Origin of the sequence: Pseudomonas sp. DR208 (assembly GCF_019823005.1) — a bacterium.
Taxonomy (GTDB): Bacteria; Pseudomonadota; Gammaproteobacteria; order Pseudomonadales; family Pseudomonadaceae; genus Aquipseudomonas; species Aquipseudomonas extremorientalis.
The window spans coordinates 5,225,714-5,252,504 of record NZ_CP081944.1 but is presented as its reverse complement, the minus strand read 5'-3'; the positions used below and the strand labels follow the sequence as shown (position 1 = coordinate 5,252,504).

Genomic DNA, 26,791 nt, shown 5'->3' with positions numbered 1-26,791 from the left:
GCGTCGTCGCCGGAGAATGGGCGCAAGTGTTACGCCCTTGCCCCGCAGGAGGCAAGGGCCACGCGTGGCGATCAGCGGGCGCTGATGGCGGGTTCTGCGACCTTCGGCGCTTTCCAGCCCAGCAACTGCTGTTTGAAGCCATAGCTGGCGGCCTGGTAGTAGGTGATGGCGCGCAGGATCAGCGGGTCATCACTGCCCACCCGCAGCTCCTGGCTTTCACCCAGGGCCTGATCGTGGCGACGCAGGCCCTGGCGCGGGCTGAGGATCGCCAGGTCTTTACCGTCAAACAGCCCCAGGTGCTGGTAGTTGCCGACCACCACACGGGGTGGCAGTGGGTTGTCTTGCAGCAGGTTGCGACCGAAGAAGGTCGATTCGTAGCTCAGGTTGAGCAGGCCGAGCAAGGTGGGCGCCAGGTCGATCTGGCTGGCCAGTTGCGCGGTTTCCCGGGCGTCGACCAGCTTGGGGGCGTAGATGAATAGCGGTATCTGGTAGTTGCTGATGGGCAAGTCTTCTTTGCCCGCGCTGCCGGCAGTGTGGTCGGCGACAAACACGAAGATCGTGTTATCGAACCACGGCTTCTGGCGTGCCGCCTCCAGGAACTCACCGATGGCGTGGTCGGTGTACTTCACCGCACCGTCGCGGCCGTTACCGGATTTGATATCGATGCGCCCATCCGGGTACGTGTAGGGGCGATGGTTGGAGGTGGTCATCAGTTGCAGGAGGAACGGCTGCTGCTTGGCGTAGTCGGCATCGGCCAGTTTCAGGGTTTGTTTGTAGAGGTCTTCGTCGGCCATGCCCCAGGCGTTTTTAAATGAGATCTCCGATTCTGGCACGCTGCTCTGGTCGACGACCCGATAGCCGTTGCCGCTGAAGAACGCATTCATATTGTCGAAGTAGCCACGTCCGCCGTAGACGAACACGCTGTCGTAGCCGATGGCGGTGAGTTGCTGGCCCAGGCTGGCAAAGCCGCTTTCGCGGCCGATGCGCTTGACAATGGAGCGGCCCGGCGTGGGTGGGATCGCCAGGGTGATGGCCTCCAGGCCTCGGTCAGTGCGGGTGCCGGTGGCATAGAAATTATTGAAATACAGGCTTTGTTTGCGCAGCGCATCCAGGTTGGGCGTCAGGTTGCGCTCGTCGCCGTTGCTGCCCATGTATTTGGCGCTGAAGCTTTCGATGGTCACCAGCACGATATTGGGTGTGCGCAGCGTGCCGGGGTTATCGATGGCGCGGCGGATATCCAAGGGGTCCTTGTCGATGAAGCGAGCATTGGGCTCACTCAGTTCGGCGCGCAACTGTTTGGCGACAACGTCCGCGGGCAGGCTTTTATAGAACTGGGTGTAGTCCAGTTCGTTGTTACGGAACGCGGCGAAAAACTGATACGGGCCATTGCTCGCCAGTTCGTTCTTGTAGGCGTTGCCACCTTGGGCGCGTGGGCTGTCCTGGCTGATCAGTTGCAGGCTGAGGCCAGCAACCACCAACAGGCCCAGGGCATTGACCAGGCGACCCCGCATTGCCGGCAGCGGTGCATTCATCGCGGCGATGAACGGTCTGCGCAGAGCCAGGCTCAACACAACGGCGAGCATCGCCAGCAGGCTGAGCAGCTTGCCGATCGGGTAGGACTCCAGCAGGTTGTTCAACACCTCATCGGAGTACACCAGGTAATCGACGGCGATAAAGTTGAAGCGCACGCCGAATTCATCCCAGAACAACCATTCGGCGACCGAGGTGAACAGCATGGCGAACAGGCTGACGGTCAGTACCGCCTGCAGGAACCAGCGGTGACCGCGACGGCGCCAGAGGGCAGGTGGGCACAGCAGCAGATACAACCCCAGTGGCAGGGCGGCATAGGCCAGAAAGCCCAGGTCGTACAGCAGGCCCACGCCAAACACCGGCAGCAGGTTGCCACCGACTTCGTCCAGGTGAGTGATGAGCAGCACGCTGCGCGTGAGCAGGAAAACCAACAGCCAGGCACCGGTGACCAGCAGCAAATAGCGCATAGGCGCTGTTTTGAGAAACCCCATGTCCAACTTCCTTATATCGATGGGCGCGATCTTCGCCCTGACACTGTAGTCAGTTTGTGAAGCTATAGTGAAAAACTCGTTCGACTAATTAATCGGTTGAAAACCTTTATCGACGGCCCTTACGGGTCTATCCCTGAGCCACACTTGGCCTTAAGCTGCGCGAGCCAACACGGCCGTTACCGCGTACGGAGACACTGCCCATGCGAATTCTACTGGTTGAAGACAACCGCGATATTCTGGCCAACCTGGCCGACTACCTGGGGCTGAAGGGCTACACCGTGGACTGTGCGCAGGACGGTTTGTCGGGCCTGCACCTGGCCGCCACCGAGCATTACGACCTGATCGTGCTCGACATCATGCTGCCCGGCATCGATGGCTACACCCTGTGCAAACGCCTGCGTGAGGACGCCCGCCGCGATACGCCGGTGATCATGCTCACCGCCCGTGACCAACTCGATGACCGGTTGCAGGGCTTCAAGTCCGGCGCTGATGACTACCTGCTCAAGCCCTTTGCCCTGTCGGAACTGGCCGCACGTATCGAAGCCGTGCTGCGCCGTGCCCAGGGCGGCGGTCGCCGCGCCCTGCAGGTCGGTGACCTGAGCTACGACCTCGATACCCTGGAAGTCACCCGCGAAGGGCGCCTGCTCAAGCTCAACCCGGTCGGCCTGAAACTGCTGGCGGTGCTGATGCAGAAGAGCCCGCACGTGCTGCGCCGCGAAATTCTCGAAGAAGCCCTGTGGGGCGATGACTGCCCGGACAGTGACAGCCTGCGCAGCCACGTTCACCAATTGCGCCAAGTGATCGATAAACCTTTTGCCAAGCCGTTGCTGCAGACGGTGCACGGTGTGGGTTATCGCCTGGCCGAGGGTCGTGATGGAGTTTAAGCAAAGCCTTGCGCAACGGATCATCATCGCCTTTGCCTTGATGAGTGCGTTGGTGGCGGGGGCCTTCGCCATGGGTATCGTGGCGACGGTGCACCTGGTGGAAGAGAAGTTGATCTCGGCGGGCCTGGGCGGCGACTTGCAACGCCTGCTGCTGATGGACACCGTCGAGGACTGGCGGCACCGACCCGAGCCGGACCAGCTGTTTTATTTCAGTGGTGGCCCCGGCGACTTCGAGTTGCCCAAGGACCTGCGCCACCTTGAGCCCGGTTTCCATGAGGTATTCCGCGAGGCGCTGTCGTACCACGCCATGGTCGAAGTGGTCGACGGGCGGCGCTACGTACTGTTGCAGGACCAAAGCGATTTCGAAGAGCGCGAGCGCGTGTTGTTCGCCGTGGTGCTGGTGGGCTTTGTGCTCAGCCTGGCGCTGGCGGTGTTCCTCGGCTGGGTGTTGGCGCGCAAGGTAATGGCGCCGGTGGTGCGTCTGGCCCGTCAGGTGCGCCACCGTGACCAATTGCTCGGCCTGGCCCCGCCCTTGGCGCCGGATTACGCAGCGGATGAAGTGGGCGAGCTGGCGGTGGCGTTCGACGCCACATTGGGACGGCTGCGCCAGGCCCTGTCCCGTGAACAGCTGTTTACCAGCGACGTGAGCCATGAGCTGCGCACACCTTTGATGGTGTTGGCCAGCTCCTGCGAACTGCTGCTGGAAAACCCCGCCATCGATCAGCGCGGGCGCAACCAGGTGCTGCGCATTGCCCGGGCCTGCGAAGAAATGCGCGAACTGGTGCAGACCTTCCTGATGCTGGCCCGTGCCCAGCATGACGAAGCGGCAATGTCGCCCCAGGTCAGCCTGACGCAGGTGGCCGAAGATCTGCTCGGCATCTGGCGCGAGCCCATCGAGCACAAAGGCCTGGAACTGATCTACCAACCCGGCAACCCCTTGGATACACGCTATAACACCACCTTCCTGCATGCGGTGATGGGCAATCTGCTGCGCAATGCCCTGCACTACACCGAGCAGGGGTTTATCCGGCTGACCCTGGAACCGAGCGGATTTATCGTGGAAGACAGTGGTGTCGGTATCCCCGAGGACAAGCGCGAGGCAATGTTCGAGCCGTTCGTACGCGGCAGCGAGAAGCGCGGTGAGGGCCTGGGGTTGGGGTTGTCGCTGGTGCAGCGCATCTGCGAGAACCAGGGCTGGAGCGTCAGCCTCAGTACCATGGAGCCCAACGGCTGCCGCTTTCATGTGCAATTGAGTCAGGTCAACGCCTGACGCTAGCCCCTGCCGCTATCCTGCCAGACATCCCCGCAATTCGGCGAAGATGGCCCCATGCTATTGCGTGAGTCTGTAAAGTCTTGAAATGTATGGGGCTGGACAGGACAAGTTTTTCACAACGGGTTGACCAGTTACTCACAGTGCGCTGCTTAAGGTTGTAGGCATCAGCTACTGGAGATCCGTTGATGCCTACCCCGATCAAGCTCGAATTTTCCGAAAAGTACGACGACGAACACGCTCAGGAATATTTGCTCAAGCATCAAGACAATCTGGCGCGCCGGTTGTCCCACAAACGCGACGAGCAATTGGCCCGTGGCGCGCTGGCGATGGCGGGTGAGCCTGGCCTGGTGCTGGACTTGCCCTGCGGCGCCGGTCGTTTCTGGCCCCTGCTGGCGGAAAAGCCCAACCGCGTGATCATCGGCGCCGACAACTCGGCGTCCATGTTGAAGGTGGCAACGGTCGCCCAGCCCGCCGATGTGGTGAAACGGGTACGACCCTTGCAGACATCGGCCTTTGATATTGCTTTGCCAGATAACGCGGTCGACAGCATTTTCTGCATGCGACTGTTGCACCACATTGGTGATCCGGCGCATCGCATGGCGATATTGCGCGAGTTTCAACGCGTTACCCGTGACAGCGTGATTGTTTCGTTGTGGGTCGATGGCAATTTCAAGGCCTGGAAACGCAAGCGGCTCGAGCAGCAGCGTCGCAAGAAAGGTGAGCAGGAAGGTTACCAAAACAGATTTGTGTTACCGGCTGCTACTGTTGAAGCAGAGTTTGAGGAAGCCGGCTTCCGTGTCCAGGAGTCCCTGGACTTCATACCGCTCTATGCCATGTGGCGAGTGTACGTATTACGCAAGAGGTAACAGGATGGCAGTTGAGTGCGTAGCAGGCAGTCACGTAGCTCCCGAGGAACGATTCGAATATTTCTGGCGCCAGCAAGGCGAGTGGGTCGAAGAGCCCAACCGTCGCCGTGGTGGTGAAAGCGGTGTGCAGCGTGTGATCAGCCCCAACGGACGCTTGCTCTACAGCAAGCGCCAGACCGGGCACATCTACCGCAGTTGGCTGCATCCGTTTGGTCGCCCGACGGTGCTGCGTGAGCGCGATGCCCTCAAGGGCCTGCGTTTGTTGGACGTGCGTGTGCCGGAAATGGTGTTTTGCGAAGCGCGCCGCGACCCCGAGCACCAGTGGAAAGCGCTGCTGGTCACTGCGGCCCTCGACGGTTTCGACGAAATAGAGAACTGGTACGCCGCCGGTGGCCGCGAGAATTACGGCGAGCGGGTGCATGAGCGTGTGCTCCAGGAACTGGCCGGCACCCTGGCGCGCATGCACAAGGGTCGTTGGCAGCATGGCTGCCTCTACATCAAGCATATCTTTGTGCGAGTGACGGGCGAGGGTGATTCGGCCAACGTCGAAGTGGCGCTGCTGGACTTCGAGAAATGCCGCCAGCGCCTGACCGCTTATCGGGCCGCCTCCCATGACATGCTGCAATTGCGCCGCCATTCGTCGTGGAACGATGCCGACTGGAAGAAACTCAGCTACTTTTACGAGACGGCGTTTGGCAGCGCTATCAAGGGTTTAACCAGATGAAGCTAGAAATAGCACGAGGTCTGTTCCTGGTCGGGGCGCTGGGCGTTGCAGCCCTGGCGCTGGCGGCGTGGGAACAGCCTCGCACCCAGGTGCTCAGTGCAACGCAGGGTGGCGCGCAATGCCTGTTGCCGCGCGTTGCCAAGGCGAGCACGGCGGCCAAGCCCGATCATGAGTTGTTGCTGTTCATGTTTGGCATGTCTCAAGGCATGAGGCCGCAGAGTTGAAACGATTCAAACCCCTGGGAAAGGGCCTTGCGAAGCGGGGCCCTTTTTTTGTGGTCGTGGAAATGTTCTGGCAAAGGGGGCGTCAGATCATGTGCAGATGGTTATCCCAAAGCCCTGCCGGCAATTCCAGCGGCGTTGCCACCAACTGTTTCTGGCGACAATCGTAGAACCGGCAACGGCCCTGGCCCGAGGTCACGACAAACCCATCCTCCACGGCACCGACACCGGCGCAGTCGGGCAGCGGTCCGTCCAGGCGCAGCTCGCCGCTGTCCATGTTCCAGATAAAGAAGCGGTTGCCCCGTGGGGCAGTCAACGCCACCAGGCGCAATTCGCTGTGCACTGCGACGCTGGCGGTGTAGTGCCCCATCGCCTGCAACTGCTCGTCCGCCACCGGAAACGCCACGAATGGCTGCCCCGGACGCTTGATCGCCAGCAACTCGGAACGCTCCTGTGACGCCCCCATGAACTGCTGCCCGGTGAGGATGGTGCCATCGCTGGCGATCCCCATGTGCCGCACGCTGTTCATCTGCTGGCCGAGGGTTTCCTTGCTGATCAAGGTACCGTCGCGCTGCATCAGCACCAGGCTCGGTTGCATGGCGTCGAGGTTCATCTCCACGCGGCTTTCGGCTTCGGTACGAATGCCGCCGTTGGCCACCACCAGGGTCTCGCCGTCGGGCATCCACGACACCTGGTGCGGGCCGATGCCGTGGGTGGAGATCTCGCCGGTATGCACCAGCCGCTCGCCTTCGAAACGGTACACACCGAGCAGGCCACGGCCGGGGTCGGCTGTGTCGTTCTCGGTGGCGTACAGCCAGTCGCCGCTCTTGTGAATGACCGCGTGGCCATAGAAGTGGCGGTTGACCTGGGAGGTGATGGTTTGCAGCAGCGCGCCATCGCGCAGGTCGATCAGGTAACTCTCGGTGCCCGGGCGACGGGCGGCAAACAGCGCAATCGGCAGCGTCGGGTGGTTGATGATGTCGTGGCAGCGCTGGCCGACCTGGGTGGCAAATACCTGCCTGCCGTCCAGGCGGTAACCCACGGCGTAGTGCTTGCCGTCCGCATCATCCCGCGCCGAGAGCAGCAGCGGGCCCTTGTCTTTGCTTTTGAACAGCGTCCAGCCACCCAGTGTGAGAGCACTGAGCAGCACGCTGCCGATGGCCAAAGCCTGTCGCCTGAGCATCATCAGTCACCGTCGTTGGCGTTAAAGCCCAGTTGGATGCCCAGCGCCTTGGCCAGCTCGCCTTCGTGCAGGCGGTGGACGACGTTGAGGCTGTCATAGATATCGTTGAGCTGCTGGCGCCCGGCGTCGTCGTTCAACAGTTCATTGAGGGTGCGCTGGTTGCTGGCGAACAGTTTCAGCGACGCGGCATAGGCGGCGTCGATCTTGTCGGCCAACGGCTTCTGCTCGGACGGCAGCAGGCCACGCAGGCCTTTGTTGTCGACGCCGACCCATACGGTCTGGGCTGCCGCGAGGCTGGCTTCGAGGCTTTGCAGGGACGACTGGCTGCGCCATGCATCGGCCTGGAACGGCTGCGGGATACCCTTGGTCTGGCGGCCCATCGGCGTGCCGAGTTTTTTCTTCAGGGTGTCCAGTGCGGTGACCTGCACGCGCAGCAGATCGGCAATGGCTTCGTGGGAATCGGCGTAGCGCTGGTTCGGAAACTTGGTCATCTGCGCCAGCATGCCGTCGGTGCTGTTCCAGCTGGCCAGGATCTCCTCGGCCAGGGCCTTCTGACGGTCACCGATGGCGACCAGCAGCGGGCAGTAACGGGCCTTTTGTGCGTCGTCGGCGATGTCGGTCTTGGCGTCGTAGAGGATGTATTCGTAGGCGGACAGGCCTTGCACCACCACGCTGGACTTGGCCAGGGCGGCGCCGTCGATCTGCGGCTGGCTGGCGACCAGTTGCTCGACCTGGCGGCCGACCAGGTTCTTCTTGTCCGGCCAGAACTGCACCTGCCACGAACGGTTGCCCTCGGCCAGCGGCCCGATCAGCAGCGGTTGCAGCTCGGCCCAAGCCTTTTGTGCATGCAGGAAATCGGCACGCGCGGTGTCCAGGCTCTCCTTGCCCTGGCAGTAGGCCAGCGCGCTGACGGCCAGTTGGCGGTCGGCTTCGACCCAGCGGCTGTAGGTCGGCAGGATCACTTGCTTGGCGATGGCCGCAGAGGTCACTGCTTGCGGGTCTTGCGGCGAGCAGGCGCCAAGGGCGAGGGCGGCCAGGCTGGTGAACAACAACTTGGGACGGAACATGTCGAGCTCCCTTCTATAAGTGGGGCGAAGCTTATAAAGAATTCAGGAACGCCAGCAACGCTGCGCGCTGCTCGGCATTGAAGGACAACACATGCTGCTGCGCCGCTTGGGCTTCACCGCCATGCCACAGCACGGCTTCGAGCAGGTTGCGGGCGCGGCCGTCATGCAAGAACTGGGTATGGCCACTCACGGTTTGCGTCAGGCCAATGCCCCACAACGGCGGCGTGCGCCAGTCGCGGCCACCGGCCTTGAATTCTGTGCGGTTGTCGGCGAGGCCCGGTCCCATGTCGTGCAACAGCAGGTCGCTGTAGGGGCGGATCACCTGGTTGGCCAGTTCAGGTTCGGCAGCATTGGCGGCCGTGGTGAATGCAGGCGTGTGACAACCCTGGCAGCCGGCTTGATAGAACAGGTTTTTACCGGCCAGCACCTGCGGCGTGTTGACGCCACGGCGCGCCGGCACCGCCAGGTTGCGCGTGTAGAACAGCACCAGGCGCAGGATGTTGTCGCTGACTTCCGGCTCGCCATCGGGGCCATTGCCGTTGGGGGCCTGTTTGCAGGCGACTTGGGCATCGGTGCAGTCATCAAAGGGTCTCAGGGATGTGGTGAGGCCCATATCACCAGAGAACGCGTGAACATTTTGTTGATTGAGGTTGGGTTGCCCGGCTTTCCAGCCAAAACGCCCGAGCACGGTTTTTTGCTGGGCGTCGTCCCAGACCCAGTTGGCACGGCCGACGATGGCTTGCTTGTCGGCGGTCTTCGGGTCGGTGTTGCGCAGGATGTCGGCGTCGCTGATGGCTTCGAGCAGGCCCAGGCCGATCATCGGCGGCGCGATGCGTGCGGAAAAGCGCGTGTCGGGGTGCATCGGGCCGTAGCCAAGCTGGGTGATCTGCAGGTCGGGTTTACGCAACTCGACCACCGTGCCGTCCTTGAACGTCACGTTGACCGGCGTGTAATCGACCCGCACCTTGCCTTCCGGCGGCACGCCGGGCACGGCCATGTCCTGCAATTGCCCACCGTAGACCGGCTCGGGCACCACGCCCATCTGTTCGATGGCCTTGGCATAGGCGGGCGCATCCGGAATCGACAGGCGTACCAGCATCGACACCGCGTTGGGTGCATCGGGCAGCGGTGGGTGACCACGACCGTCTTTTATATGGCAGTTCTGGCAGGCGTTGGTGTTGAACAGCGGGCCGAGGCCATCCCGCGCCGTGGTGGTGGACGGTGCGATCACCCAGGGGCTGCGAAAGAAGCTGTTGCCGACGCTGAAATCCAGGCGGCGGGTGGGCGACAGGTTGGCCGAGGGCAGGGAAAACGCGTTCTGGTCGCGCTTGTTCACCGTCGCAGCACCGCCCGCCCGTGATTCACCCGGCTCGGCCTTGGTAAACCTGGGCGCGTCATCGCAGCCAGCCAGGCTCAAGGCCAGCAAGGCTGCGGACAGGCGAAAAAGCGAAGGGGACATCGAACTTCCTGAACCACGGCGGAAAATAAGGTCGCAAAGTCTAACAGGGCAGGGCGCAATGAATAAGAGCAATTATCGTTTGGTGGCATCCCGATTCATTCCCGCTAGAATGACCGCACATTTTTTTCTGGAGGTGGCCCATGCAGGCTCTCGACGCTTTGCTCAACCGTGTTTCCGTGCCGCGCCTGCTGGAACCGGCACCGACCCAGGAGCAGCGCGATGTGCTGTTTGCCGCCGCCATGCGTGCGCCCGACCACGGCCAACTGCGCCCTTGGCGTTTCCTCACGGTTGAAGGCGCTGCTCGCGAACAGATGGGCACCTTGTTGGCCGAAGCGGCCCGGCTGCAAGACGCCGATGCGCCACAGGCGGTGATCGACAAGGCCCAGAACGGCCCGTTGCGCGCGCCGTTGGTGGTGGTGGTGATTGCCCGTTTGCAGGAGCATTTCAAGGTGCCCAAGTCCGAGCAACTGCTGGCTGCTGCCTGTGCGGCTCATGGCATCCTGTTGGCGGCGTATGCCCAGGGGATTGGTGCGGTATGGCGCACCGGGGAATTGTCCTACTCGGCCCACGTGGCCAACGGCCTGGGGCTGACGGCGGATGAGGAAGTGATTGGATTCCTGTACCTGGGCACACCGCAGAACCCGCCGCGTACCGCTGCTAAAGAAGACCTGACGCAGTTTGTCAGTGCCTGGCCCGGTCTCTAAATCCCAAGTGATCAAACTGTGGGAGGGGGCTTGCCCCCTCCCACATTGGTTTTGTGGTGTTTCTTAAACCCTGAACTGATCCATCAACTTCATCTGCTGGCTGGCCAGTGCATTGAGTTGGCTGCTGATGGCCGCCGACTCGGTGGCCTGGCCGGTGAGGGTTTCGGTCACGGTACGGATCGCCGAGACGTTGCGGTTCACCTCTTCGGCCACGGCGCTCTGTTGTTCGGCGGCGCTGGCGATCTGCAGGTTCATGTCGCTGATCACGGTCACCGCATCGCTGATCTTGCCCAAGGCCTGCACCGCCTGATGGATCTGCCCGGCATTGCTCTGGGCCTGGCTCTGGCTGGAATGCATGGTCGCCACCACGCCACGGGTGCCGCTCTGGATGCGCTCGATCACCAGGCGGATTTCCTCCACCGAATCCTGGGTACGCTTGGCCAGGTTACGCACTTCGTCGGCTACCACCGCAAACCCTCGACCGCTTTCCCCGGCGCGTGCCGCTTCGATGGCGGCATTGAGGGCCAGCAGGTTGGTCTGCTCGGCAATGCTGCGGATCACTTCCAGCACTGAACCAATCTGTTCGCTGTTGACCGCCAGGGCTTCGACTTCGCCCACGGCCTTGCTGACTTCTTCGGCCAGGGTGGTGATGTCGCGGGTGCTCTGCTCGATGATCGACATGCCTTCACGCGCCGACTGGTCGGCACCGCGTGCCGCGCTGGCGGCATTGGACGCGCTGTTGGCGACGTCGTGGGCGGTGGCGCTCATTTCGTTGGACGCGGTGGCCACCTGGTCGATTTCGCGGAACTGCACCTGCATGCCTTCGCTGGTCTGGCGTGCGATGGCCGAAGACTGGTCTGCGGTGCCGCGTGCTTCGGTGATGCTTTGCTTGATCTGGGCGATGGTCGGTTGCAGCTTGTCGAGGAAACGGTTGAACCAGTTCACCAGTTCGCCCAGTTCATCCTTCTTGGCGTAGGCCAGGCGTTGGGTAAGGTCGCCGTCGCCGCTGGCGATGTCCTTGAGCATGGCGGCCACGCTGTTGATCGGCCGGGTCACGCCGGTAGCGGTCAGCCAGATCAATAGCAAACCGAGCAGGCCGGCGGCGGCGGCCACCAGCAGTGCCTTCAGGGTGCCTGCGGATTGGGCGTCGTCAAGCACCCGCTGCAACTTGACGTTGTCGGCGAGCATCACGGCTTTTGGCAGCTTGATCACCACGCCCCAGGATTTGGCGTCGGCAATCGGCTTGACCGGGTACACGGCGCGGATGGTGTCGTCCTGTTCGCGGATCATGCGGTTGTCACTGGCCAGCAACTGTACGATTTCCTTGCCCTCGGCGCCGAGGGTGTCGATCAGGTTCTTGCCGACCTTGGCCGGCTCGCCGCTGTAGGCGGCAATCAGGCCGGTACTGGAGAGAATCTCCAGGTGCGCTGCGCCGTTGAACAGGTCCTTCTGTGCAGCGTCGGCGGTTGCTTGCAGGGCGGTGAGGGCGATGTCGACACCGACGACGCCGATGAGTTTACCCCCCACGATCAGTGGCGAGGCGATGGTGGTCATCAGTACCTTTTTGCCGGCCACCGTATCTTCATAGGGTTCCAGCAGGCAGGTATTGCGGGTGTCCCGTGGGCAGGTGTACCAGATGTTGTAGGGCGTACCATTGAGGGTGAGGGTGGTCTTGTTCAGGTCTTCTTCGACCATGATGGTGTTCAAGCCTTCACCGCCGGCACGGCTCCAATAGCTGGAGAAGCGCCCTGTTTCGTTGGAGACGCGTGCCTTGTCATCGACGAACTCGCTGTCCTTGCCGTCGAGGCCGTTGGGTTCGAATGACAGCCAGAACCCCAGCACTTTGCTGTTGCGATCGAAGGTGGTTTTCAGGCTCTGGTTGATTTCTTCGCGCAGCGCGCCGGCTTCCAGGCCACGCTTGCTGGCCATGGTGCGCAAATCCTTGATCTGGTCGGCCAGCGCGGTCAGCGCCATCAGGCTGTCGCCGAAGGTTTTCTGCAACTGCACTGCTTGCTCGGCGGCCCTGGCTTGCAGCAGTTGTTCCACGCTGGCGGTGAGCATGCGCGAGCTGGAATCGCTGACCAACAGATCATTCTGGTTGGTGTTGTAGATATTGATGCCGACGACCAGTGCTATCACCCCCAACAGGCAAAGGCCGGACAGCAGCACGATTTTCAGGCGGATGGAGAGGGTGTTGAACATAGGCTCACTCGCGAATGGACTGGTGGGGATGCATGCAGCAGAGCCAAGTCCATTCAGCGCTATGTCTGAAACATCGGCGTCACAAATCAATTCATGAGAAAGAGGCGATGAGCGGTAGGAAAACACCTACACGCGGCGTCAGACAGGCGCTGCAAGCCTTTCCGGGCGTGACCAGATCCACAGGTTGCCCAGGCTCATTCCGGCAATGGCCAGGTAGATCGGCCAGCCGTGGTCGAGCATCACCAGCATCAGCATGGCGCACAGCAGCATGCTTACAGTGGCGCTGACTTTGGCTCGGCGAGCGATGATCTTGCCGTTGCGCCAGTTGAACAGGATCGGCCCGAACAGCCGGTGGTTCTCCAGCCAGGCGCTGAGGCGTGGCGAGCTTTTAGTGGCGGCCCAGGCGGCCAGCAGGATGAATTCGGTGGTGGGCAAACCCGGCACGACAATCGCGATCAACCCAATGCCCAGGCTGACATAGGCCAGCAGACCGAAGAGGATCCGGGCGATTTTCGAGGTGGATTGGGTTTTGCGGGTCATGGTTTATTTGTAACGTCGCGAAGTGAGCGCCAACTGTGGGAGGGGCTTGCCCCCGATGGGGATGTGTCAGCTAGAGAAGCGTTGACTGGCGCTCTGCTATCGGGGGCAAGCCCCCTCCCACAGTTGATGGCATTTCAATCTGGATGTCAGGCCAATTCAGGGGCGCTAGCGTACGCCTGTTCGAGCAAGACGGTGAAGCGTACAAACGCGTCGATCGCACCTTTTTCCACTGCGGCTTCCTCTTCGGCACTGAACTCCAGGGCGTCGAGGGTACGGGTGAAGCTTTTCCAGCCTTCGGCGCGACCACCGGCCGGCTCACCCAGGTGACGGGCACCGAAGGTTTCGCTCAGGCCCAGGCCCACGGCACGCTTGATCAGGAACGCAGCGCCCAGTTTGGAGCCTTCGGACACAAACAGCCAGCCCAGGGCTTCGGCCTTGCTCGGGTTTTTCACGGCGCCGGCGACCGGTGCAGGCACCTCGGTGTCCAGGTCGCCCAGGTCCAGTTTGGCGGCTTCGGCACGGCAACGCTCGGCCAGGTCCGGCACGATCTTGATCAGTTCGGCATCGTTGTACAGGGCCACCAGTTCCGATTGGAACAGGTACTGCGCCACCACGAAACGGGCGAAGTTGGCCCGGGTTTCAAACGGGGCGTGGGCCTTGACCAGTGCGTCGAGCTTGGTGTGCGGCTCGTTGGTGATCTGGTTCAGGCGTTGGGAGCGCAGGCTTGCGCGTTCTGCAGTAGGGGAAGCGGTCATGAAAAGTCCTTGAGAAGGGATGCGCCTGGGTGCCCGAAAGAGAGCTGTTATCAACTAGACGAACAAGAAGACGCGGCACAGTAAAAAATCCTCACCCCGTCGAAGAAATTTCAACGGGGTGAGTAGGGCGGTGCTAGATGTCCCAGATCACGTTGATCGCAAAGTTGCGGCCCGGCTGGGTCAGGCGGTCGAGGTTGGCCGGGCCGGTCACGGCGGCTTCGCCGACACTGTCGTAGCTGCGCACGTCATCCCAGTTCCAGTACTTCTTGTCGGTGAGGTTGTAGAGGCCGCCGTTGATGGTCACGTCGTGGGTGACTTTGTAGAAGGCGGTCAGGTCGACCACACCGAAGCCAGGGGTCTTGAAGGGGCCGCTGGTGTCGCCGTCCGGCGCGTGGAAGGTGGTGCTGTCGACGCGATCCTGCTTTTTCACCAGGGTCCAGCTCAACAGGCCACCGTAGTTGTCCTGGTCGTAGCCCAGGCCGAAGACCCCCTTGAGCGGGTTGACGCTGTTCAGCGGCTCGCCATTATCGTCGTTGCGGCCATAGGCATAGGACACCGAGCCCTGGGTGTAGAGACCTTGCGGCGCACCGAAGGCATCCAGGTTCAGGCGGCCCTTGGCTTCGGCGCCCTTGATGGTGGCGCGCTTGATGTTGATGGCCTGGAACTGTTCAAGACTGCCCCCGGCAACGGCGTTGTCTTCGTCGATAAAGTCGCGGTATTTGTTGTAAAACACGGCGATCTCGAAAGAGCCTTCGTCGAACTTGCCGCGAATCCCGGTTTCGACGCCTTTGCTGGTTTCTGGCTTGAGGTCGGGGTTCGGCTCGACGGTGTAGCCCAGGTTCAGGTTTTCAAAGCGGCCGTACAAGGCCTTGGCGGACGGCGTACGGAAACCTTCGGCGTACTGGCCGAACCAGGTGTATTGATCCGTCAGGGCGTACGTCAGGCCAAACTTGGGCGTCACACGGTGCCAGGTTTTTTCCTTGTCGCTCACCGGGTCCGCCCCTGTCGGGTTGACGGTGTTGAGAAATTCCTGGGTCAGCTTGGGTTTGAGCTGGGTGTAGTCGTAGCGCACGGCGGGCAGGAAGGTCCACTTGTCCCAGGTGATCTGGTCCTGTGCGAACAGCGAATACGTGTTGATGGTCGGGTCGGGGAAGTCGCTGGACTTCTTCACACTGTCGCTGGCCATCGGGCTGGGGGCACCGATGGCGGTGCACCCACTGCCGACGGCCACGCAGGTCGCGTTGCCCTCGCGCGAACCGGTGACTTTCTGCTGCTTGAGGGTGGTGCCGTAGGTCACCTGGTGGTCGGTTTCACCGAGGCTGAACGCCTTGTCGAGCTGGGCGTCGAAAATCCACTGTTTTTCCTGGTAGAGCGTGTCGCGGGTGCGCAGGACACGACGGCCTGACTGATAGATCTCGGCGGTGGTCTGGTCGGTCTTGGCGATCTGGTAATTGAGGCTGGTCTTGATGCGGTCGGCAATCGGCGACTCGAGGGCGAAGCTGTTTTCCAGGCCGAAACGTTCACGGGTAATGGTGTCGTTGCCACGACGATCACGGTAGAGGTTGAAGCCTCGGCCGCCGATGAACGGGCCGCCTACCGCGTTCTTCAGGTTGACGTCGCGATCGTCTTTGTACTTCTCGTAGGTCAGGCCCAAGCGGTTGTCATCGCCATAGTTCCAGCCGAGCTTGGCCAGGATGTTGGTGGTGCGCGCGTCCTCCGGGTTGGCGCCGGTGCGGGCCAGGCCGGTGGCGTTGTTGCCGTCGTAGGATTCGGTCTCGTGGCCATTGCGCTGGCTCAGGTGCAGCAAGCCATCGAAGTCCTGTACGCGGCCGGCGACGGTGCCGGAGGTCAGCCAGCTTTCGTCGGCGGAGCTGTAGCCGGTCTTGAGGCGGGCGCCGAAATCCTGGCCTGGCTTGATGATGTCGTCCGGGTCGAGGGTGAAGTAGCTCACGGCGCCACCGATGGCGCTGCTGCCGTACAGGGCGGAGGCCGGGCCGCGCAGGATCTCCACACGCTTGACGATCTCCGGGTCGACGTAGTTGCGACGGGTCTTGGCGTAGGGGCCGTTGAAAAAGTTGTCCGGCACTTCCACGCCGTCCACCTGGGTGAGGATGCGGTCGCCGTCGATACCGCGGATGTTGAAGCCGGCGTTACCGGAGCGGGTGCCCGCGCCGCCGACCGAGACGCCGGGCTCGTAGCGCACCAGTTCGCGGATGTTGTTGACGTTCTGGCGGTCCAGTTCTTCGCGATCCTGCACGCTGACGGTGCTCGGTACGCTGGTCACATCCTGCTCGTTACGGGTGGCGCTGATGGTCACCTGTTGCAGGTTGAGGGTGCCGCCCGCTGCGCGTTTTTCCAGGACGATGTTGTTGCTGCCCAGCTTGCGATAGCTCAGGTTGGTCCCCACCAACAGCCGGTCCAGGGCTTTTTCCGGCGACAACGGACCGCGTACGCCAGGGGATGACACACCCTGGGCCAGTTCCGCTGGCAGGCCGACCTGCCAGCCGGTCACGGCGGTAAAGGCGTTGAGTGCAGAGACCAGCGATTGCTGCTCGATGCTGAAGTTGTAGTTGCCGTGGCTGCGCGGAGCAGGCTCGGCGGCGGTGGCGTTCATCACTGGCGCACCGGCCAGCAGGATGGCCGCCGTCAGCAAGGACAGGACGGGCGAAGAGGACCGGCGGTTGAAGCAAGAGGACATCGAGAGCGCTCCGGGGTACGAATCTTATAGTTGCGAACCGAACCAAATAGGAATCAGTTGCATTGGCTAAGACGAGACGTACCAGTGCCAGCTATCGAGTAAAAATAATTCTCATTTAGTTGAGGATCACCAGCGCCGGGTATTCCGACAACTTGGCCGAGGTGATGTGGGCCAGCGAGCGCACCACATCCAGGGGCTGGTCGAGGCGGTAATTGCCGGTGACGGCGACGCTGGCGAGTTGGTCGTTGGTGTTGACGATCCAGCCAGGGTAATAGCGGCGCAGCTCGGCGAGCACTTCGCTCATGGGGCAGTTTTCGAAGATCAGCCGGCCTTGCACCCACGCCAGGTCCTTGTTGGCGTCCAGTCTGGCGGGCGAGCCGAAACCCTTGGGGCCGATGCGGATGCTTTCCCCGGCGCTCAGACGCACGCGGGCATCATTGAAGGTATTGCTCAGGTCGACATCGCCACGTTGCACCTGCACCTGTGCTTCGCCATTGAGGTAGCGCACGGCGAAGGCGGTATCGCGCACGCTGGCGCGCACGGGGCCGGCGTCGATTTCCAGGGGCAGGCCATGGTTGGGTTTGATTTCGAAAAACGCCTCGCCCTGGTACAGGCGAGCGATGCGCTGATGGTCCTTGATGCTGCTGGAAAACGCCGAATTGGTGTTGAGCAACACCTTTGAACCGTCGTCCAGTTGCAGGCGCTGGCGTTCGCCCACCACGGTGAGGTGATCGGCCTGCAGGCGCACCGGCAGGTTGCTGAAGCTGAATAGCCCGATCAGCAACACGGCGGCGGTGGCCAAAGGTTTCCAATGGGGTTTGATCCGCCGCCAGCCGCTGGGCTTGCGCGGTGCTGCCAGGGCGACGGCGGCGCTGTGCACTGGCGCGCCACCCCAGGCCGCCTGGGCCTTGGCGAAGGCGTGGACGTGGGCGTGATTGCTGGCCAGCCAGGCTTCGAATTCGGCCTGCTGCCCGGGCTGTGGGCACTGCAAGGCGATCAGCCAGTCGAGGGCTTGGTCCATGGCCGTGTCTTGCAACACCTCATGAGCCAGCTCGTGGGGGTGCAGTTTGTTCGGGTCCGTCACGGTGTTCCTCGGGTCTTCGCCACGTTCTATTCAACTTTCCTACAGCTTGAGTCGACGTTTCTGTCGGGTGAAGCTTAAGGCCGATCCAGCCGTTCGGCCACACCTACACAGATGGCCATGATCAACTTCAGTTCCTTTTGTACGGTGCTCAAGGACACTTCCAACTGATCGGCGATCTCCTGGTAACTGCAACCGTGCAGGCGGCTGAGGATGAAGATCTGCTGCTGGCGGGCGCTCAACTGGCCCAGGCTGACGCTCAAGGCCTCGAGCATTTGCTCGGCCTGGGTGGCATCTTCGGGCGTGCTGATGGGGGCGGCGACGCTTTGCAGGACGTCCAGCGGGACATCTTCCTGCAGCGTGCGTGCCTGGATCCTGCGCGCGCGCAGATGATCCAGCGCCAGGTTGCGCGCGGTCTGATAGACGAAGGGTTCAAGGTGATCGATCGGCCGCTCGCTGAGGGCCCGGGTGACGCGCAAGTAGGTTTCCTGCAACAGGTCCTCGGCGGTGCTGTGGTTATTGACCATCCGCTGCAAGGTGCGAAGCAGAATCACCCGTTGGGTGAGAAAGACGTGGTTGAAGCGAGATTGGCTCACAGTGCTACCAGACCGATTTGCAGTTAATGATAATGCTTATCATCAACTCAAATGGCAAGTGGCTATTTTCCTTATGCGCGACACAAACCAGTGTGGGAGGGGCAAGCCCCCTCCCACACAAGCCCCTTCACAAGGTCCCGCACAGCTCACATCACTCGGCGTTGCACAGCGCCAGGCAGTTATCCAGCATGCGGTTGGAGAAGCCCCACTCGTTGTCGTACCAGGCCAGCACTTTCAGCAATTTACCGCTGACCTTGGTGTGATTGGCATCGAAGATCGACGACAGCGGGTTGTGGTTGAAGTCACTGGAAACCAGCGGCAGGGTGTTATAGCCGAGGATCTTCGAGTGCTGGCTGGCTTCTTTGAGCAGCGCGTTGACTTCTTGCGCCGTGGCTTCTTTCTTCAGTTGTACGGTGAGGTCCACCAGCGACACGTTGATCACCGGCACCCGCACCGCCATGCCGGTCAGCTTGCCCGCCAGCTCCGGCAGCACCAGGCCTACCGCTTCGGCGGCGCCGGTCTTGCTCGGGATCATGTTCTGGGTGGCCGAACGCGCGCGGTACGGGTCGGTGTGGTAGACGTCGGTCAGGTTCTGGTCGTTGGTGTAGGCATGGATGGTGGTCATCAGGCCGCTCTCGATACCCAGCTCGCGGTGCAGTACTTGAGCCACAGGTGCCAGGCAGTTGGTGGTGCACGAGGCGTTGGAGATGATCTGGTGGGATTGACGCAGAATGTCATGGTTGACGCCGTAGACCACGGTGGCGTCCGCGCCCTTGGCCGGTGCCGAGATGATCACCTTGCGTGCGCCGGCGGTAATATGGGCGGCAGCCTTGTCACGGTCGGTGAACAGGCCGGTGCATTCGAACACCACGTCGATCTTGTGCGCGGCCCAGGGCAGGTCGGCCGGGTTGCGAATGGCACTGACGGCAATCCGGTCGCCATTGACGGTCAGGCTTTCCTGATCGTGGGCGACCTCTGCTTCGAAAGTGCCATGCACGGTGTCGTATTTGAGCAGGTGGGCATTGATCGAACTGTCGCCCAGATCATTGATGGCGACGATCTGCAAATCCTGGCGGTAGCCTTGGGTATACAGTGCGCGCAGGACATTACGGCCGATACGGCCAAAACCATTGATTGCGATACGAAGAGTCATTGGAAAGTGCCTGTCGTCGATTTGTTGTAAGAATTACAAGATTATTCGCATAAAAATAGAAAACAAGCCTTTTTAGTGGCAATATTTTGTTCAATCTACAACGAGTGACCTGAATCAACTGGTCCGATGATCCAAACGACTCCCTGCCATCCCATGCGCTGCGGGCGTTTGATCAGCATAGACACTCAGGTCGCCACATCCGTTAGCCTGGAGTTCTACACATGCATCCCCGCGTCCTTGAGGTCACCGAACGGCTTATCGCCCGCAGCCGCGCCACCCGCGAGGCTTACCTTGCGCTCATTCGCGGCGCAGCCAGCGACGGTCCGATGCGCGGCAAGCTGCAATGCGCCAACTTCGCCCACGGCGTGGCCGGTTGCGGCACTGAAGATAAAAATAGCCTGCGCATGATGAATGCCGCCAACGTGGCAATTGTTTCGTCATATAACGACATGCTCTCGGCGCACCAGCCGTACGAACATTTCCCTGAACAGATCAAGAAAGCCCTGCGTGAAGTCGGCTCGGTCGGCCAGTTCGCCGGCGGCACTCCCGCGATGTGCGACGGCGTGACCCAGGGCGAGCCCGGTATGGAACTGAGCCTGCTCAGCCGTGAAGTCATCGCCATGTCCACGGCGGTAGCGCTGTCCCACAACATGTTCGACGCGGCCTTGATGCTGGGCATCTGCGACAAGATCGTCCCCGGCCTGATGATGGGCGCGCTGCGCTACGGCCACCTGCCGATGATCTTCGTACCGGGCGGGCCGATGCCGTCGGGCATTTCCAACAAGCAGAAGGCCGATGTGCGCCAGCGCTATGCCGAAGGCAAGGCCACCCGCGAAGAGCTGCTGGAATCGGAGATGAGGTCCTACCACAGCCCCGGCACCTGCACCTTCTACGGCACCGCCAACACCAACCAGTTGCTGATGGAAGTCATGGGCCTGCACCTGCCGGGCGCCTCGTTCGTCAACCCGTACACGCCGCTGCGTGATGCGCTGACCCGCGAAGCCGCGCACCAGGTCACGCGCCTCACCAAGGCCAACGGCAACTTCACGCCGATCGGCGAGATCGTCGACGAGAAATCCATCGTCAACTCCATCATCGCGCTCAACGCCACCGGCGGCTCCACCAACCACACCCTGCACATGCCGGCCATCGCCATGTCGGCGGGCATCATCCTCACCTGGGACGACATGGCCGACCTTTCCGAGGTGGTGCCGACCCTGTCCCACGTGTATCCCAACGGCAAGGCCGATATCAACCACTTCCAGGCAGCGGGCGGCATGTCGTTCCTGATCCGTGAACTGCTCGAAGCCGGCCTGCTCCACGAAGACGTCAACACCGTGGCCGGCAAGGGCCTGAGCCGCTACACCCAGGAACCGTTCCTGGTGGACGGCGAGCTGATCTGGCGCGACGGTCCCATCGAGAGTCTCGACGAAAGCATCCTGCGCCCGGTGGCCCGTGCGTTCTCGCCCGAGGGCGGCCTGCGCGTGATGGAAGGCAACCTGGGGCGTGGCGTGATGAAAGTCTCGGCCGTGGCCCTCGAGCACCAGATTGTCGAAGCACCCGCCGTGGTGTTCCAGGACCAGCAGGACCTGGCCGATGCGTTCAAGGCCGGCCAGTTGGAAAAAGACTTCGTCGCCGTGATGCGCTTCCAGGGCCCGCGTTCCAATGGCATGCCGGAATTGCACAAGATGACGCCGTTCCTCGGTGTGTTGCAGGACCGTGGCTTCAAGGTCGCGCTGGTAACAGACGGGCGTATGTCGGGCGCGTCGGGTAAGATCCCCGCCGCGATTCACGTCAACCCCGAAGCCCAGAGCGGCGGGCCACTGGCGCGGGTGCAGGATGGCGATATCATTCGTGTGGATGGCGTGAAGGGCACCCTGGAGCTTAAGGTGGACGCCGAAGAATTTGCAGCGCGTGCGCCTGCCACGGGCCTGTTGGGTAACAACGTGGGGGCCGGTCGCGAGCTGTTTGCATTTATGCGCTTGGCCGCAAGCTCCGCAGAGCAGGGCGCCAGCGCCTTTACCTCTGCCTTGGAGACGCTTAAGTGAAGTTAGCGCTGGTCGGTGACATCGGGGGCACCAATGCCCGTTTTGCGTTGTGGCGGGATCAGGAACTGCATTCGATCCGCGTGCATGCCACGGCGGATCATTCCAGCCCTGAGGCCGCTATCAAGGTTTACCTCAAGGAGGAAGGCCTGGAGATCGGGGACATCGGCGCGGTGTGTCTTTCCGTCGCTGGTCCGGTGAGCGGAGATGAATTTAAATTCACCAACAACCACTGGCGCCTGAGCAAGACTGCGTTTTGCAAGACATTGCAGGTGGATGATCTGCTGTTGGTCAATGATTTCTCGGCCATGGCCCTGGGCATGACCCGCCTCAAGCCCGACGAATTCCGCGTGGTCTGCGAGGGCACGCCGGAGCCGTTGCGGCCTGCGGTGGTGATCGGTCCGGGCACCGGGCTGGGTGTCGGTACTTTGCTGGACCTGGGCGGTGGCCGTTTTGCGGCGCTGCCGGGGGAGGGCGGGCACGTCGACCTGCCGCTGAGCAGCCCACGGGAAACCCAGCTGTGGCAGCACATCTACACCGAGATCGGGCATGTCAGCGCTGAAACGGCTTTGAGCGGTGGCGGGCTGCCACGTCTGTACCGGGCGATCTGTGCGGTCGACGGCCATGCGCCGGTCCTGGAAACCCCTGAAGCCATCACGGCCGCCGGCCTGGCCGGTGACCCGGTGGCGATGGAAGTGTTGGACCAGTTCAGCATCTGGCTGGGCCGCGTAGCCGGTAACAATGTGCTGACCACCGGCGGACGCGGTGGTGTGTACATCGTGGGCGGGGTGATACCGAGGTTTGCCGACTTCTTTATCCACAGCGGTTTTGCCAGGAGCTTTGCTGACAAAGGCTGCATGAGCGACTATTTCAAGGGTATTCCGGTGTGGTTGGTGACCGCGCCGTATTCCGGATTGACCGGGGCTGGCGTCGCGTTGGAACAGGCTTTTGCATAGGGACTGATGGCCCTATCGGGGCAAACGCATTCCAATGTGGGAGGGGGCTTGCCCCCGATGAGGCCATCAATAACACCCCATAACAACAAGGAGGACCCCGTGAGCGTAATCAGTAAATCGATCCTCCTGGTCGATGACGACCAGGAAATCCGCGAATTGCTGCAGACCTACCTCAGTCGCGCCGGTTTCCAGGTGCGTGGGGTGCCGGATGGCGCGGGGTTCCGCCAGGCGATGAACGAGGCACCGTGCGACCTGGTCATCCTCGATGTGATGTTGCCGGACGAAGACGGTTTCAGCCTTTGCCGCTGGATCCGCCAGCACCCGCGCCAGGCGCAGGTGCCGATCATCATGCTCACCGCCAGTTCCGACGAGGCCGACCGCGTGATCGGCCTGGAGCTGGGCGCCGACGACTACATCGGCAAACCCTTCAGCCCTCGCGAGTTGCAAGCGCGGATCAAGGCCTTGTTGCGCCGTTGCCAGTTCGGCCAGGAGCGCAGCAGCGGCGGCGATGTGCTGGTATTCGATGAGTGGCGGCTGGATATGATCAGCCACCGTCTGTTCCATGTGGACGGCGAAGAAGTGATCCTCTCCGGCGCCGATTTTGCCCTGCTCAAATTGTTTCTCGACCACCCGCAGCAGATCCTCGACCGCGACACCATCGGCAACGCCACCCGGGGGCGTGATCTGATGCCGCTGGATCGCATCGTCGACATGGCTGTCAGCCGCCTGCGCCAACGCCTGCGCGACACCGAAAAGCCCCCTCGTCTGATCCGCACCGTGCGGGGCAGTGGTTATCAACTGGCAGCCAGCGTGGTTGCCGGCAATGTCCACTGAGCCGTTGACCGAACGCCGCCGGCGCTTCCCGGTACCGCGTTCGCTGCTGGGGCGCATGCTGCTGCTGACGCTGCTGGCGGTGCTGTTCGCCCAGGCGCTGTCCAGCGTGATCTGGGTCTCGCAATTGCGCGCCACCCAGCTCGAAGGCCTGGTCACCAGTGCCCGCAGCCTGGCGCATTCGATGACCGCCAGCGTGAGTTATTTTCGTTCGTTACCGGTGGCGTATCGGCCGCTGGTGCTCGATCAACTGCGCAGCATGGGTGGCACGCGTTTTGTGGTGACGCTCAATGATCGCCCGCTGGACATGGCCATCCTGCCGCAGACCCCGCGTAAACAGGCAGTGCTTGAAGCGGTGGATGAGGTGCTGAAGCAGACCCTGGGCGCCGATGTGCATATGTCGGTGGAGTTCGTCAGCGCCGAAGACCTGCGCATCTTCAATGCCGGCCTGAAACTCGATGAGCTGCCGCGTTCCTGGGCGCACTACGCGCTGACCCTGGAACCGGTGAACCCGCCGGTGCTGGTCACCCAGATCCAACTGGCCCAGGGCGAATGGCTGTACATCGCCTCGCTGTTGCCCGAGCCCTACACCAGCCTTGAAGAACAAGGCCTGCCGTCCCAGCAGGTGTGGTTTATCGTGCTGACCAGCAGTTTCCTGCTGCTGTTCATCGGCCTGCTGGTGCACTGGCAAAGCCGGCCGCTCAAGCGCTTGGCGCGGGCAGCGCGGGACATGTCCCTGGGCGCCGACGTGGAGCCGGTGGCCGAAGGTGGCGGCAGCGAAGTGGTGGAAGTGGGCCGTGCTTTCAACGCCATGCGTGAGCGCATCAGCCGCTACCTGACCGAGCGCAGTCAATTGTTCAGTGCGATTTCCCACGACTTGCGCACACCGATCACCCGCCTGCGCCTGCGCGTGGAACTGCTGGAAGACGAAAACCTGCAAACCAAGTTCGGCCGTGACCTGGATGAACTGGAGTTGCTGGTGAAGGGCGCGCTGCAATGCGTGAAAGACACGGATATCCACGAGAACATCGAGCCGGTGGACCTCAATCATGTGCTCGAATGCCTGGTGGAGCCTTACGTGGCACCCAACGGCAACGGCCGGGTCACGCTGGACGGTGCTGCCCTGGCGGCGTATCCGGGCAAGCCGCTGGCGCTCAAGCGCTGCATCGGCAACCTGATCGACAATGCCTTGAAGTATGGGCAGAACGCCCATCTGCACATCGAGGACGATGGCGCGGAGTTCGTCCTGCATGTGGACGACGAGGGGCCCGGCGTGCCGGAGCAGCGCCTGGAACAAGTCTTCGAGCCACACTTCCGCCTCGCCGGGCAGCAACAGGGTTACGGCTTGGGCCTGGGGATTGCGCGCAACATTGCGCACAGCCATGGCGGTGAAGTGAGTTTGCAGAATTTGCGTGAGGGTGGCTTGCGCGTGACCCTGCAGCTGCCGCGCGGATTAGACTGAACACAAGCGGTCCCAGTGTGGGAGGGGGCAAGCCCCTCCCACATGTTGATCGTCATTGGCTCAGATGCTCTGGCGCAACCGGGCCAGGTCACGCAACGGCGGTGCGCCAAACAATCGGCTGTATTCCCGGCTGAATTGCGATGGGCTTTCATACCCCACCCGATACCCTGCCGCCGATGCTTCCAACCCTTCGGCAATCATCAAGCGCCGTGCCTCCTGCAAGCGCAACTGCTTCTGGTATTGCAACGGGCTCATGGCGGTGATCGCCTTGAAACGGTGGTGCAAGGTCGAGACGCTCAGGTTCACTTCCTTGGCCAGGTCATCGATGCGCAGCGGTTGTTCGTAGTTGCCGTTCAACCACTTGATCGCCTGGCTGACCCGATGGCTCTGACTGTTGGCCACGGCGATTTCATACAGCCGATAGCCCTGCGGCCCACGCAATAATCGGTAAAGAATTTCGCGGTTGATCAACGGCGCGAGCATGGTGATGTCTTTCGGCGTATCCAACAGGCGTGCCAGTCGCAGTACGGCGTCCAACAGTTGGCCATCAATGCGGTCGACGTACATGCCGCGAGAAGTCGGGCGCGATGGCACGCCCATCGGGCCAGCCTCGGCAATCAGCGCCGTGAGCTGCGCCGGATCGATATTGATGCGCACTGACAGGTTCGGGTCCTGCGGCGTGGCATCGATGATCCGCCCGGCCACCGGCATCGCTACCGAGAACACCAGGTAGTTGAGCGGGTCGTAGGCAAAGATTTCGTCGGCCAGGCGTACTTCCTTGCTGCCACTGGCGAGGATGCACAGGGCCGGTTCCACCAGCACCGGCATGAAGTCGCGCGGGGTGTTGTGGCGGTTCAGAAACAGGGTGGTGATGGCCGTACCGTAGGAACCGTCCTCCCAGGTATGCCGGTGCACGATGCTGGCCAGTTCGGCGCGCTGTTTTTCCATCTCGGCGTCGAGGGGAATGGCTGTATGTTCGGGCGACGACATGGAACGTCCTCTACTGGCTACTTCGATGGGTTCAGCTTAGCGGCGGCTTTTCAAACAGTGTTACGTCGATTCTGCACAATCCTTGCCTGATCCTGCGATACATCGTGAATCAGGCAATCGCGGCACCTGTCATCTCCCTGAAACAAGGCCTCGGGCCATGGAATAAACCTCTGTGCCAGACGTCCCTCCTACGCTTCTCGCAGGATTGTGCAATAAGCCGACAGGAATTGACTAACCGCGCGCCGACTCGCGCCGTTATCTTTGATCCTGTGGCAACACGCCCTCACAGTGCTTGCCGAGCATCACTTCTCAACGGGAGAGTCGAACATGTCCACCCCCATTCCCGCGAGCCATATGGCCTTTATCCGCGCCCGCACCGGGTGCAGCACCGAACTCGGTGCACGCTTGAGCAGTTTGATCGAACCGGGCCGCCAGGCTCAGGGTTGCCTGCAGTTCTCGTTGCAGCATTCCCAGGTTGATCCTGATGTGTGGTTGATCTCCGGTTTCTGGAGCAGCGAGCAGGCGATGAGCGCCTACTTCAACTCCCCGGCGCTGATGATCTTCACCGAGCTGTTGAACGACATGGTCGTGCGCAGCATGGACTTCCAGACCTTCACCGATGCATCCGCCGCACACGCCTACGGCGAGTACCTGCAACTCGCCGGCTGAAGGTCTAGAATGGCCGACTTTCCATTGGCCAGGACCTGCAACATGGCACGTAAACAATTTGCCCACCACGAAGCCGTATCCGCCGTAGTACCGGGTGAAGGGGGCTACAGCGCCGCCGTTGCCGTCAAGGCACTGGATGGCATGGGCGCCCCGCAGTTTCACAAGATCCTTGACGGACAGACGTTCAAGACGGCCTCCGATGCTGACGATGCAGCCACTGTGCAGCTTGAACGGCTGACGGGTGTGGACGAAGAGGGTCAACTGACCTGGGCGAGCGCCGCCAACTGAGCAACACCGACAGTCCAATGTGGGAGGGGGCTTGCCCCCGATAGCGGCGTGTCATTCAACAAAGACGTTGAATGTGCCGATTGCCATCGGGGGCAAGCCCCCTCCCATGTTTTATTGTCTTTC

At 61.9% G+C, this 26,791-nt stretch carries 24 protein-coding genes and 1 pseudogene; 12 read left to right on the top strand and 13 right to left on the bottom strand.

All coding sequences use genetic code 11. From position 1 onward, the window contains the following. Nucleotides 1-71: 71 nt before the first annotated feature. Nucleotides 72-2,021, bottom strand: coding sequence for an LTA synthase family protein (locus K5K89_RS23660; RefSeq protein ID WP_071489304.1), 1,950 nt, complete (start codon nucleotides 2,019-2,021; stop codon nucleotides 72-74). Nucleotides 2,022-2,221: 200 nt separating this feature from the next. Between K5K89_RS23660 and colR the strand changes: the two genes are divergently transcribed. The 5 genes from colR (at nucleotide 2,222) to K5K89_RS23635 (ending at nucleotide 5,992) form a co-directional block, all read left to right on the top strand. After that, nucleotides 2,222-2,905 carry a two-component system response regulator ColR gene (gene colR / locus K5K89_RS23655; protein ID WP_003175870.1) on the top strand — a complete coding sequence of 228 codons (684 nt, stop codon included), beginning with the start codon at nucleotides 2,222-2,224 and terminating at the stop codon, nucleotides 2,903-2,905. Beyond that, a complete protein-coding gene (locus K5K89_RS23650) occupies nucleotides 2,895-4,175 on the top strand; it encodes a sensor histidine kinase (protein WP_071489305.1) in 1,281 nt (426 codons plus the stop codon). The genes colR and K5K89_RS23650 overlap by 11 nt, the downstream gene beginning before the upstream one ends. A 188-nt stretch (nucleotides 4,176-4,363) precedes the next feature. Further along, the gene (locus K5K89_RS23645; RefSeq protein WP_071489306.1) at nucleotides 4,364-5,044 is read left to right on the top strand and encodes a class I SAM-dependent methyltransferase; all 681 of its coding nucleotides are present in this window, start codon (nucleotides 4,364-4,366) and stop codon (nucleotides 5,042-5,044) included. Nucleotides 5,045-5,048: 4 nt separating this feature from the next. Then, a complete protein-coding gene (locus tag K5K89_RS23640) occupies nucleotides 5,049-5,768 on the top strand; it encodes a lipopolysaccharide kinase InaA family protein (RefSeq protein WP_222540363.1) in 720 nt (239 codons plus the stop codon). After that, entirely contained in the window at nucleotides 5,765-5,992 is a 228-nt protein-coding gene (locus K5K89_RS23635; RefSeq protein ID WP_028617789.1) for a hypothetical protein, read from the top strand. Before K5K89_RS23640 ends, K5K89_RS23635 begins: the two co-directional genes overlap by 4 nt. Nucleotides 5,993-6,074: 82 nt before the next feature. Here the strand turns inward: K5K89_RS23635 and K5K89_RS23630 are convergent, their stop codons facing one another. The 3 genes from K5K89_RS23630 to K5K89_RS23620 are packed head-to-tail and all read right to left on the bottom strand — an operon-like array spanning nucleotide 6,075 to nucleotide 9,698. Then, nucleotides 6,075-7,172 (bottom strand): DUF1513 domain-containing protein, encoded by a 1,098-nt coding sequence (locus K5K89_RS23630; protein ID WP_222541747.1) that lies wholly within the window; start codon nucleotides 7,170-7,172, stop codon nucleotides 6,075-6,077. Between the two features lie 2 nt (nucleotides 7,173-7,174). Next, a complete protein-coding gene (locus tag K5K89_RS23625) occupies nucleotides 7,175-8,239 on the bottom strand; it encodes an imelysin family protein (RefSeq protein ID WP_071489310.1) in 1,065 nt (354 codons plus the stop codon). A 31-nt stretch (nucleotides 8,240-8,270) separates the two neighbouring features. Further along, nucleotides 8,271-9,698 (bottom strand): di-heme oxidoredictase family protein, encoded by a 1,428-nt coding sequence (locus tag K5K89_RS23620; RefSeq protein ID WP_071489311.1) that lies wholly within the window; start codon nucleotides 9,696-9,698, stop codon nucleotides 8,271-8,273. 140 nt (nucleotides 9,699-9,838) lie between these two features. Here K5K89_RS23620 and K5K89_RS23615 point away from each other — a divergent pair, with 140 nt between their 5' ends. After that, nucleotides 9,839-10,402 (top strand): NAD(P)H nitroreductase, encoded by a 564-nt coding sequence (locus K5K89_RS23615; RefSeq protein ID WP_222540362.1) that lies wholly within the window; start codon nucleotides 9,839-9,841, stop codon nucleotides 10,400-10,402. A 63-nt stretch (nucleotides 10,403-10,465) separates the two neighbouring features. Here K5K89_RS23615 and K5K89_RS29080 read toward each other — a convergent pair whose 3' ends face one another. From K5K89_RS29080 to gap, 8 genes and pseudogenes are all read right to left on the bottom strand, one after another. After that, complete coding sequence (locus tag K5K89_RS29080; protein WP_370468593.1) at nucleotides 10,466-11,221, bottom strand: methyl-accepting chemotaxis protein; 756 nt, start codon at nucleotides 11,219-11,221, stop codon at nucleotides 10,466-10,468. Nucleotides 11,222-11,323: 102 nt separating this feature from the next. Continuing rightward, nucleotides 11,324-12,331 (bottom strand): annotated as a pseudogene (locus K5K89_RS29075) (HAMP domain-containing protein); the annotation flags it as partial. 411 nt (nucleotides 12,332-12,742) lie between these two features. Then, nucleotides 12,743-13,144 carry a YbaN family protein gene (locus tag K5K89_RS23605; RefSeq protein ID WP_071489314.1) on the bottom strand — a complete coding sequence of 134 codons (402 nt, stop codon included), beginning with the start codon at nucleotides 13,142-13,144 and terminating at the stop codon, nucleotides 12,743-12,745. 146 nt (nucleotides 13,145-13,290) lie between these two features. Continuing rightward, the gene (locus tag K5K89_RS23600; protein ID WP_071489315.1) at nucleotides 13,291-13,899 is read right to left on the bottom strand and encodes a biliverdin-producing heme oxygenase; all 609 of its coding nucleotides are present in this window, start codon (nucleotides 13,897-13,899) and stop codon (nucleotides 13,291-13,293) included. A gap of 133 nt (nucleotides 13,900-14,032) precedes the next feature. Continuing rightward, nucleotides 14,033-16,597, bottom strand: coding sequence for a TonB-dependent receptor (locus K5K89_RS23595; RefSeq protein WP_222540361.1), 2,565 nt, complete (start codon nucleotides 16,595-16,597; stop codon nucleotides 14,033-14,035). Nucleotides 16,598-16,712: 115 nt separating this feature from the next. Then, nucleotides 16,713-17,681: a FecR family protein gene (locus tag K5K89_RS23590; RefSeq protein WP_222540360.1), complete on the bottom strand. Its 969-nt coding sequence runs from the start codon at nucleotides 17,679-17,681 to the stop codon at nucleotides 16,713-16,715. A 74-nt stretch (nucleotides 17,682-17,755) separates the two neighbouring features. Continuing rightward, nucleotides 17,756-18,274 (bottom strand): RNA polymerase sigma factor, encoded by a 519-nt coding sequence (locus K5K89_RS23585; RefSeq protein WP_016975497.1) that lies wholly within the window; start codon nucleotides 18,272-18,274, stop codon nucleotides 17,756-17,758. A 151-nt stretch (nucleotides 18,275-18,425) separates the two neighbouring features. After that, complete coding sequence (gene gap, locus K5K89_RS23580; protein ID WP_058426789.1) at nucleotides 18,426-19,427, bottom strand: type I glyceraldehyde-3-phosphate dehydrogenase; 1,002 nt, start codon at nucleotides 19,425-19,427, stop codon at nucleotides 18,426-18,428. A 221-nt stretch (nucleotides 19,428-19,648) separates the two neighbouring features. Between gap and edd the strand changes: the two genes are divergently transcribed. From edd to K5K89_RS23560, 4 genes are all read left to right on the top strand, one after another. Continuing rightward, nucleotides 19,649-21,475 (top strand): phosphogluconate dehydratase, encoded by a 1,827-nt coding sequence (edd, locus tag K5K89_RS23575; RefSeq protein WP_222540359.1) that lies wholly within the window; start codon nucleotides 19,649-19,651, stop codon nucleotides 21,473-21,475. Further along, nucleotides 21,472-22,428, top strand: a complete 957-nt coding sequence (locus tag K5K89_RS23570) for a glucokinase (RefSeq protein ID WP_071489321.1) — start codon at nucleotides 21,472-21,474, stop codon at nucleotides 22,426-22,428. Before edd ends, K5K89_RS23570 begins: the two co-directional genes overlap by 4 nt. Nucleotides 22,429-22,527: 99 nt before the next feature. Further along, a complete protein-coding gene (locus K5K89_RS23565; RefSeq protein WP_058423302.1) occupies nucleotides 22,528-23,262 on the top strand; it encodes a response regulator in 735 nt (244 codons plus the stop codon). Next, nucleotides 23,252-24,721 (top strand): ATP-binding protein, encoded by a 1,470-nt coding sequence (locus K5K89_RS23560; RefSeq protein WP_222540358.1) that lies wholly within the window; start codon nucleotides 23,252-23,254, stop codon nucleotides 24,719-24,721. The genes K5K89_RS23565 and K5K89_RS23560 overlap by 11 nt, the downstream gene beginning before the upstream one ends. Nucleotides 24,722-24,781: 60 nt before the next feature. Here K5K89_RS23560 and K5K89_RS23555 read toward each other — a convergent pair whose 3' ends face one another. Next, a complete protein-coding gene (locus tag K5K89_RS23555) occupies nucleotides 24,782-25,711 on the bottom strand; it encodes an AraC family transcriptional regulator (RefSeq protein ID WP_222540357.1) in 930 nt (309 codons plus the stop codon). 327 nt (nucleotides 25,712-26,038) lie between these two features. Between K5K89_RS23555 and K5K89_RS23550 the strand changes: the two genes are divergently transcribed. Continuing rightward, entirely contained in the window at nucleotides 26,039-26,380 is a 342-nt protein-coding gene (locus K5K89_RS23550; protein ID WP_010208042.1) for an antibiotic biosynthesis monooxygenase family protein, read from the top strand. Nucleotides 26,381-26,389: 9 nt separating this feature from the next. Further along, nucleotides 26,390-26,668, top strand: coding sequence for a hypothetical protein (locus K5K89_RS23545; protein WP_083351504.1), 279 nt, complete (start codon nucleotides 26,390-26,392; stop codon nucleotides 26,666-26,668). Nucleotides 26,669-26,791 lie beyond the last annotated feature (123 nt).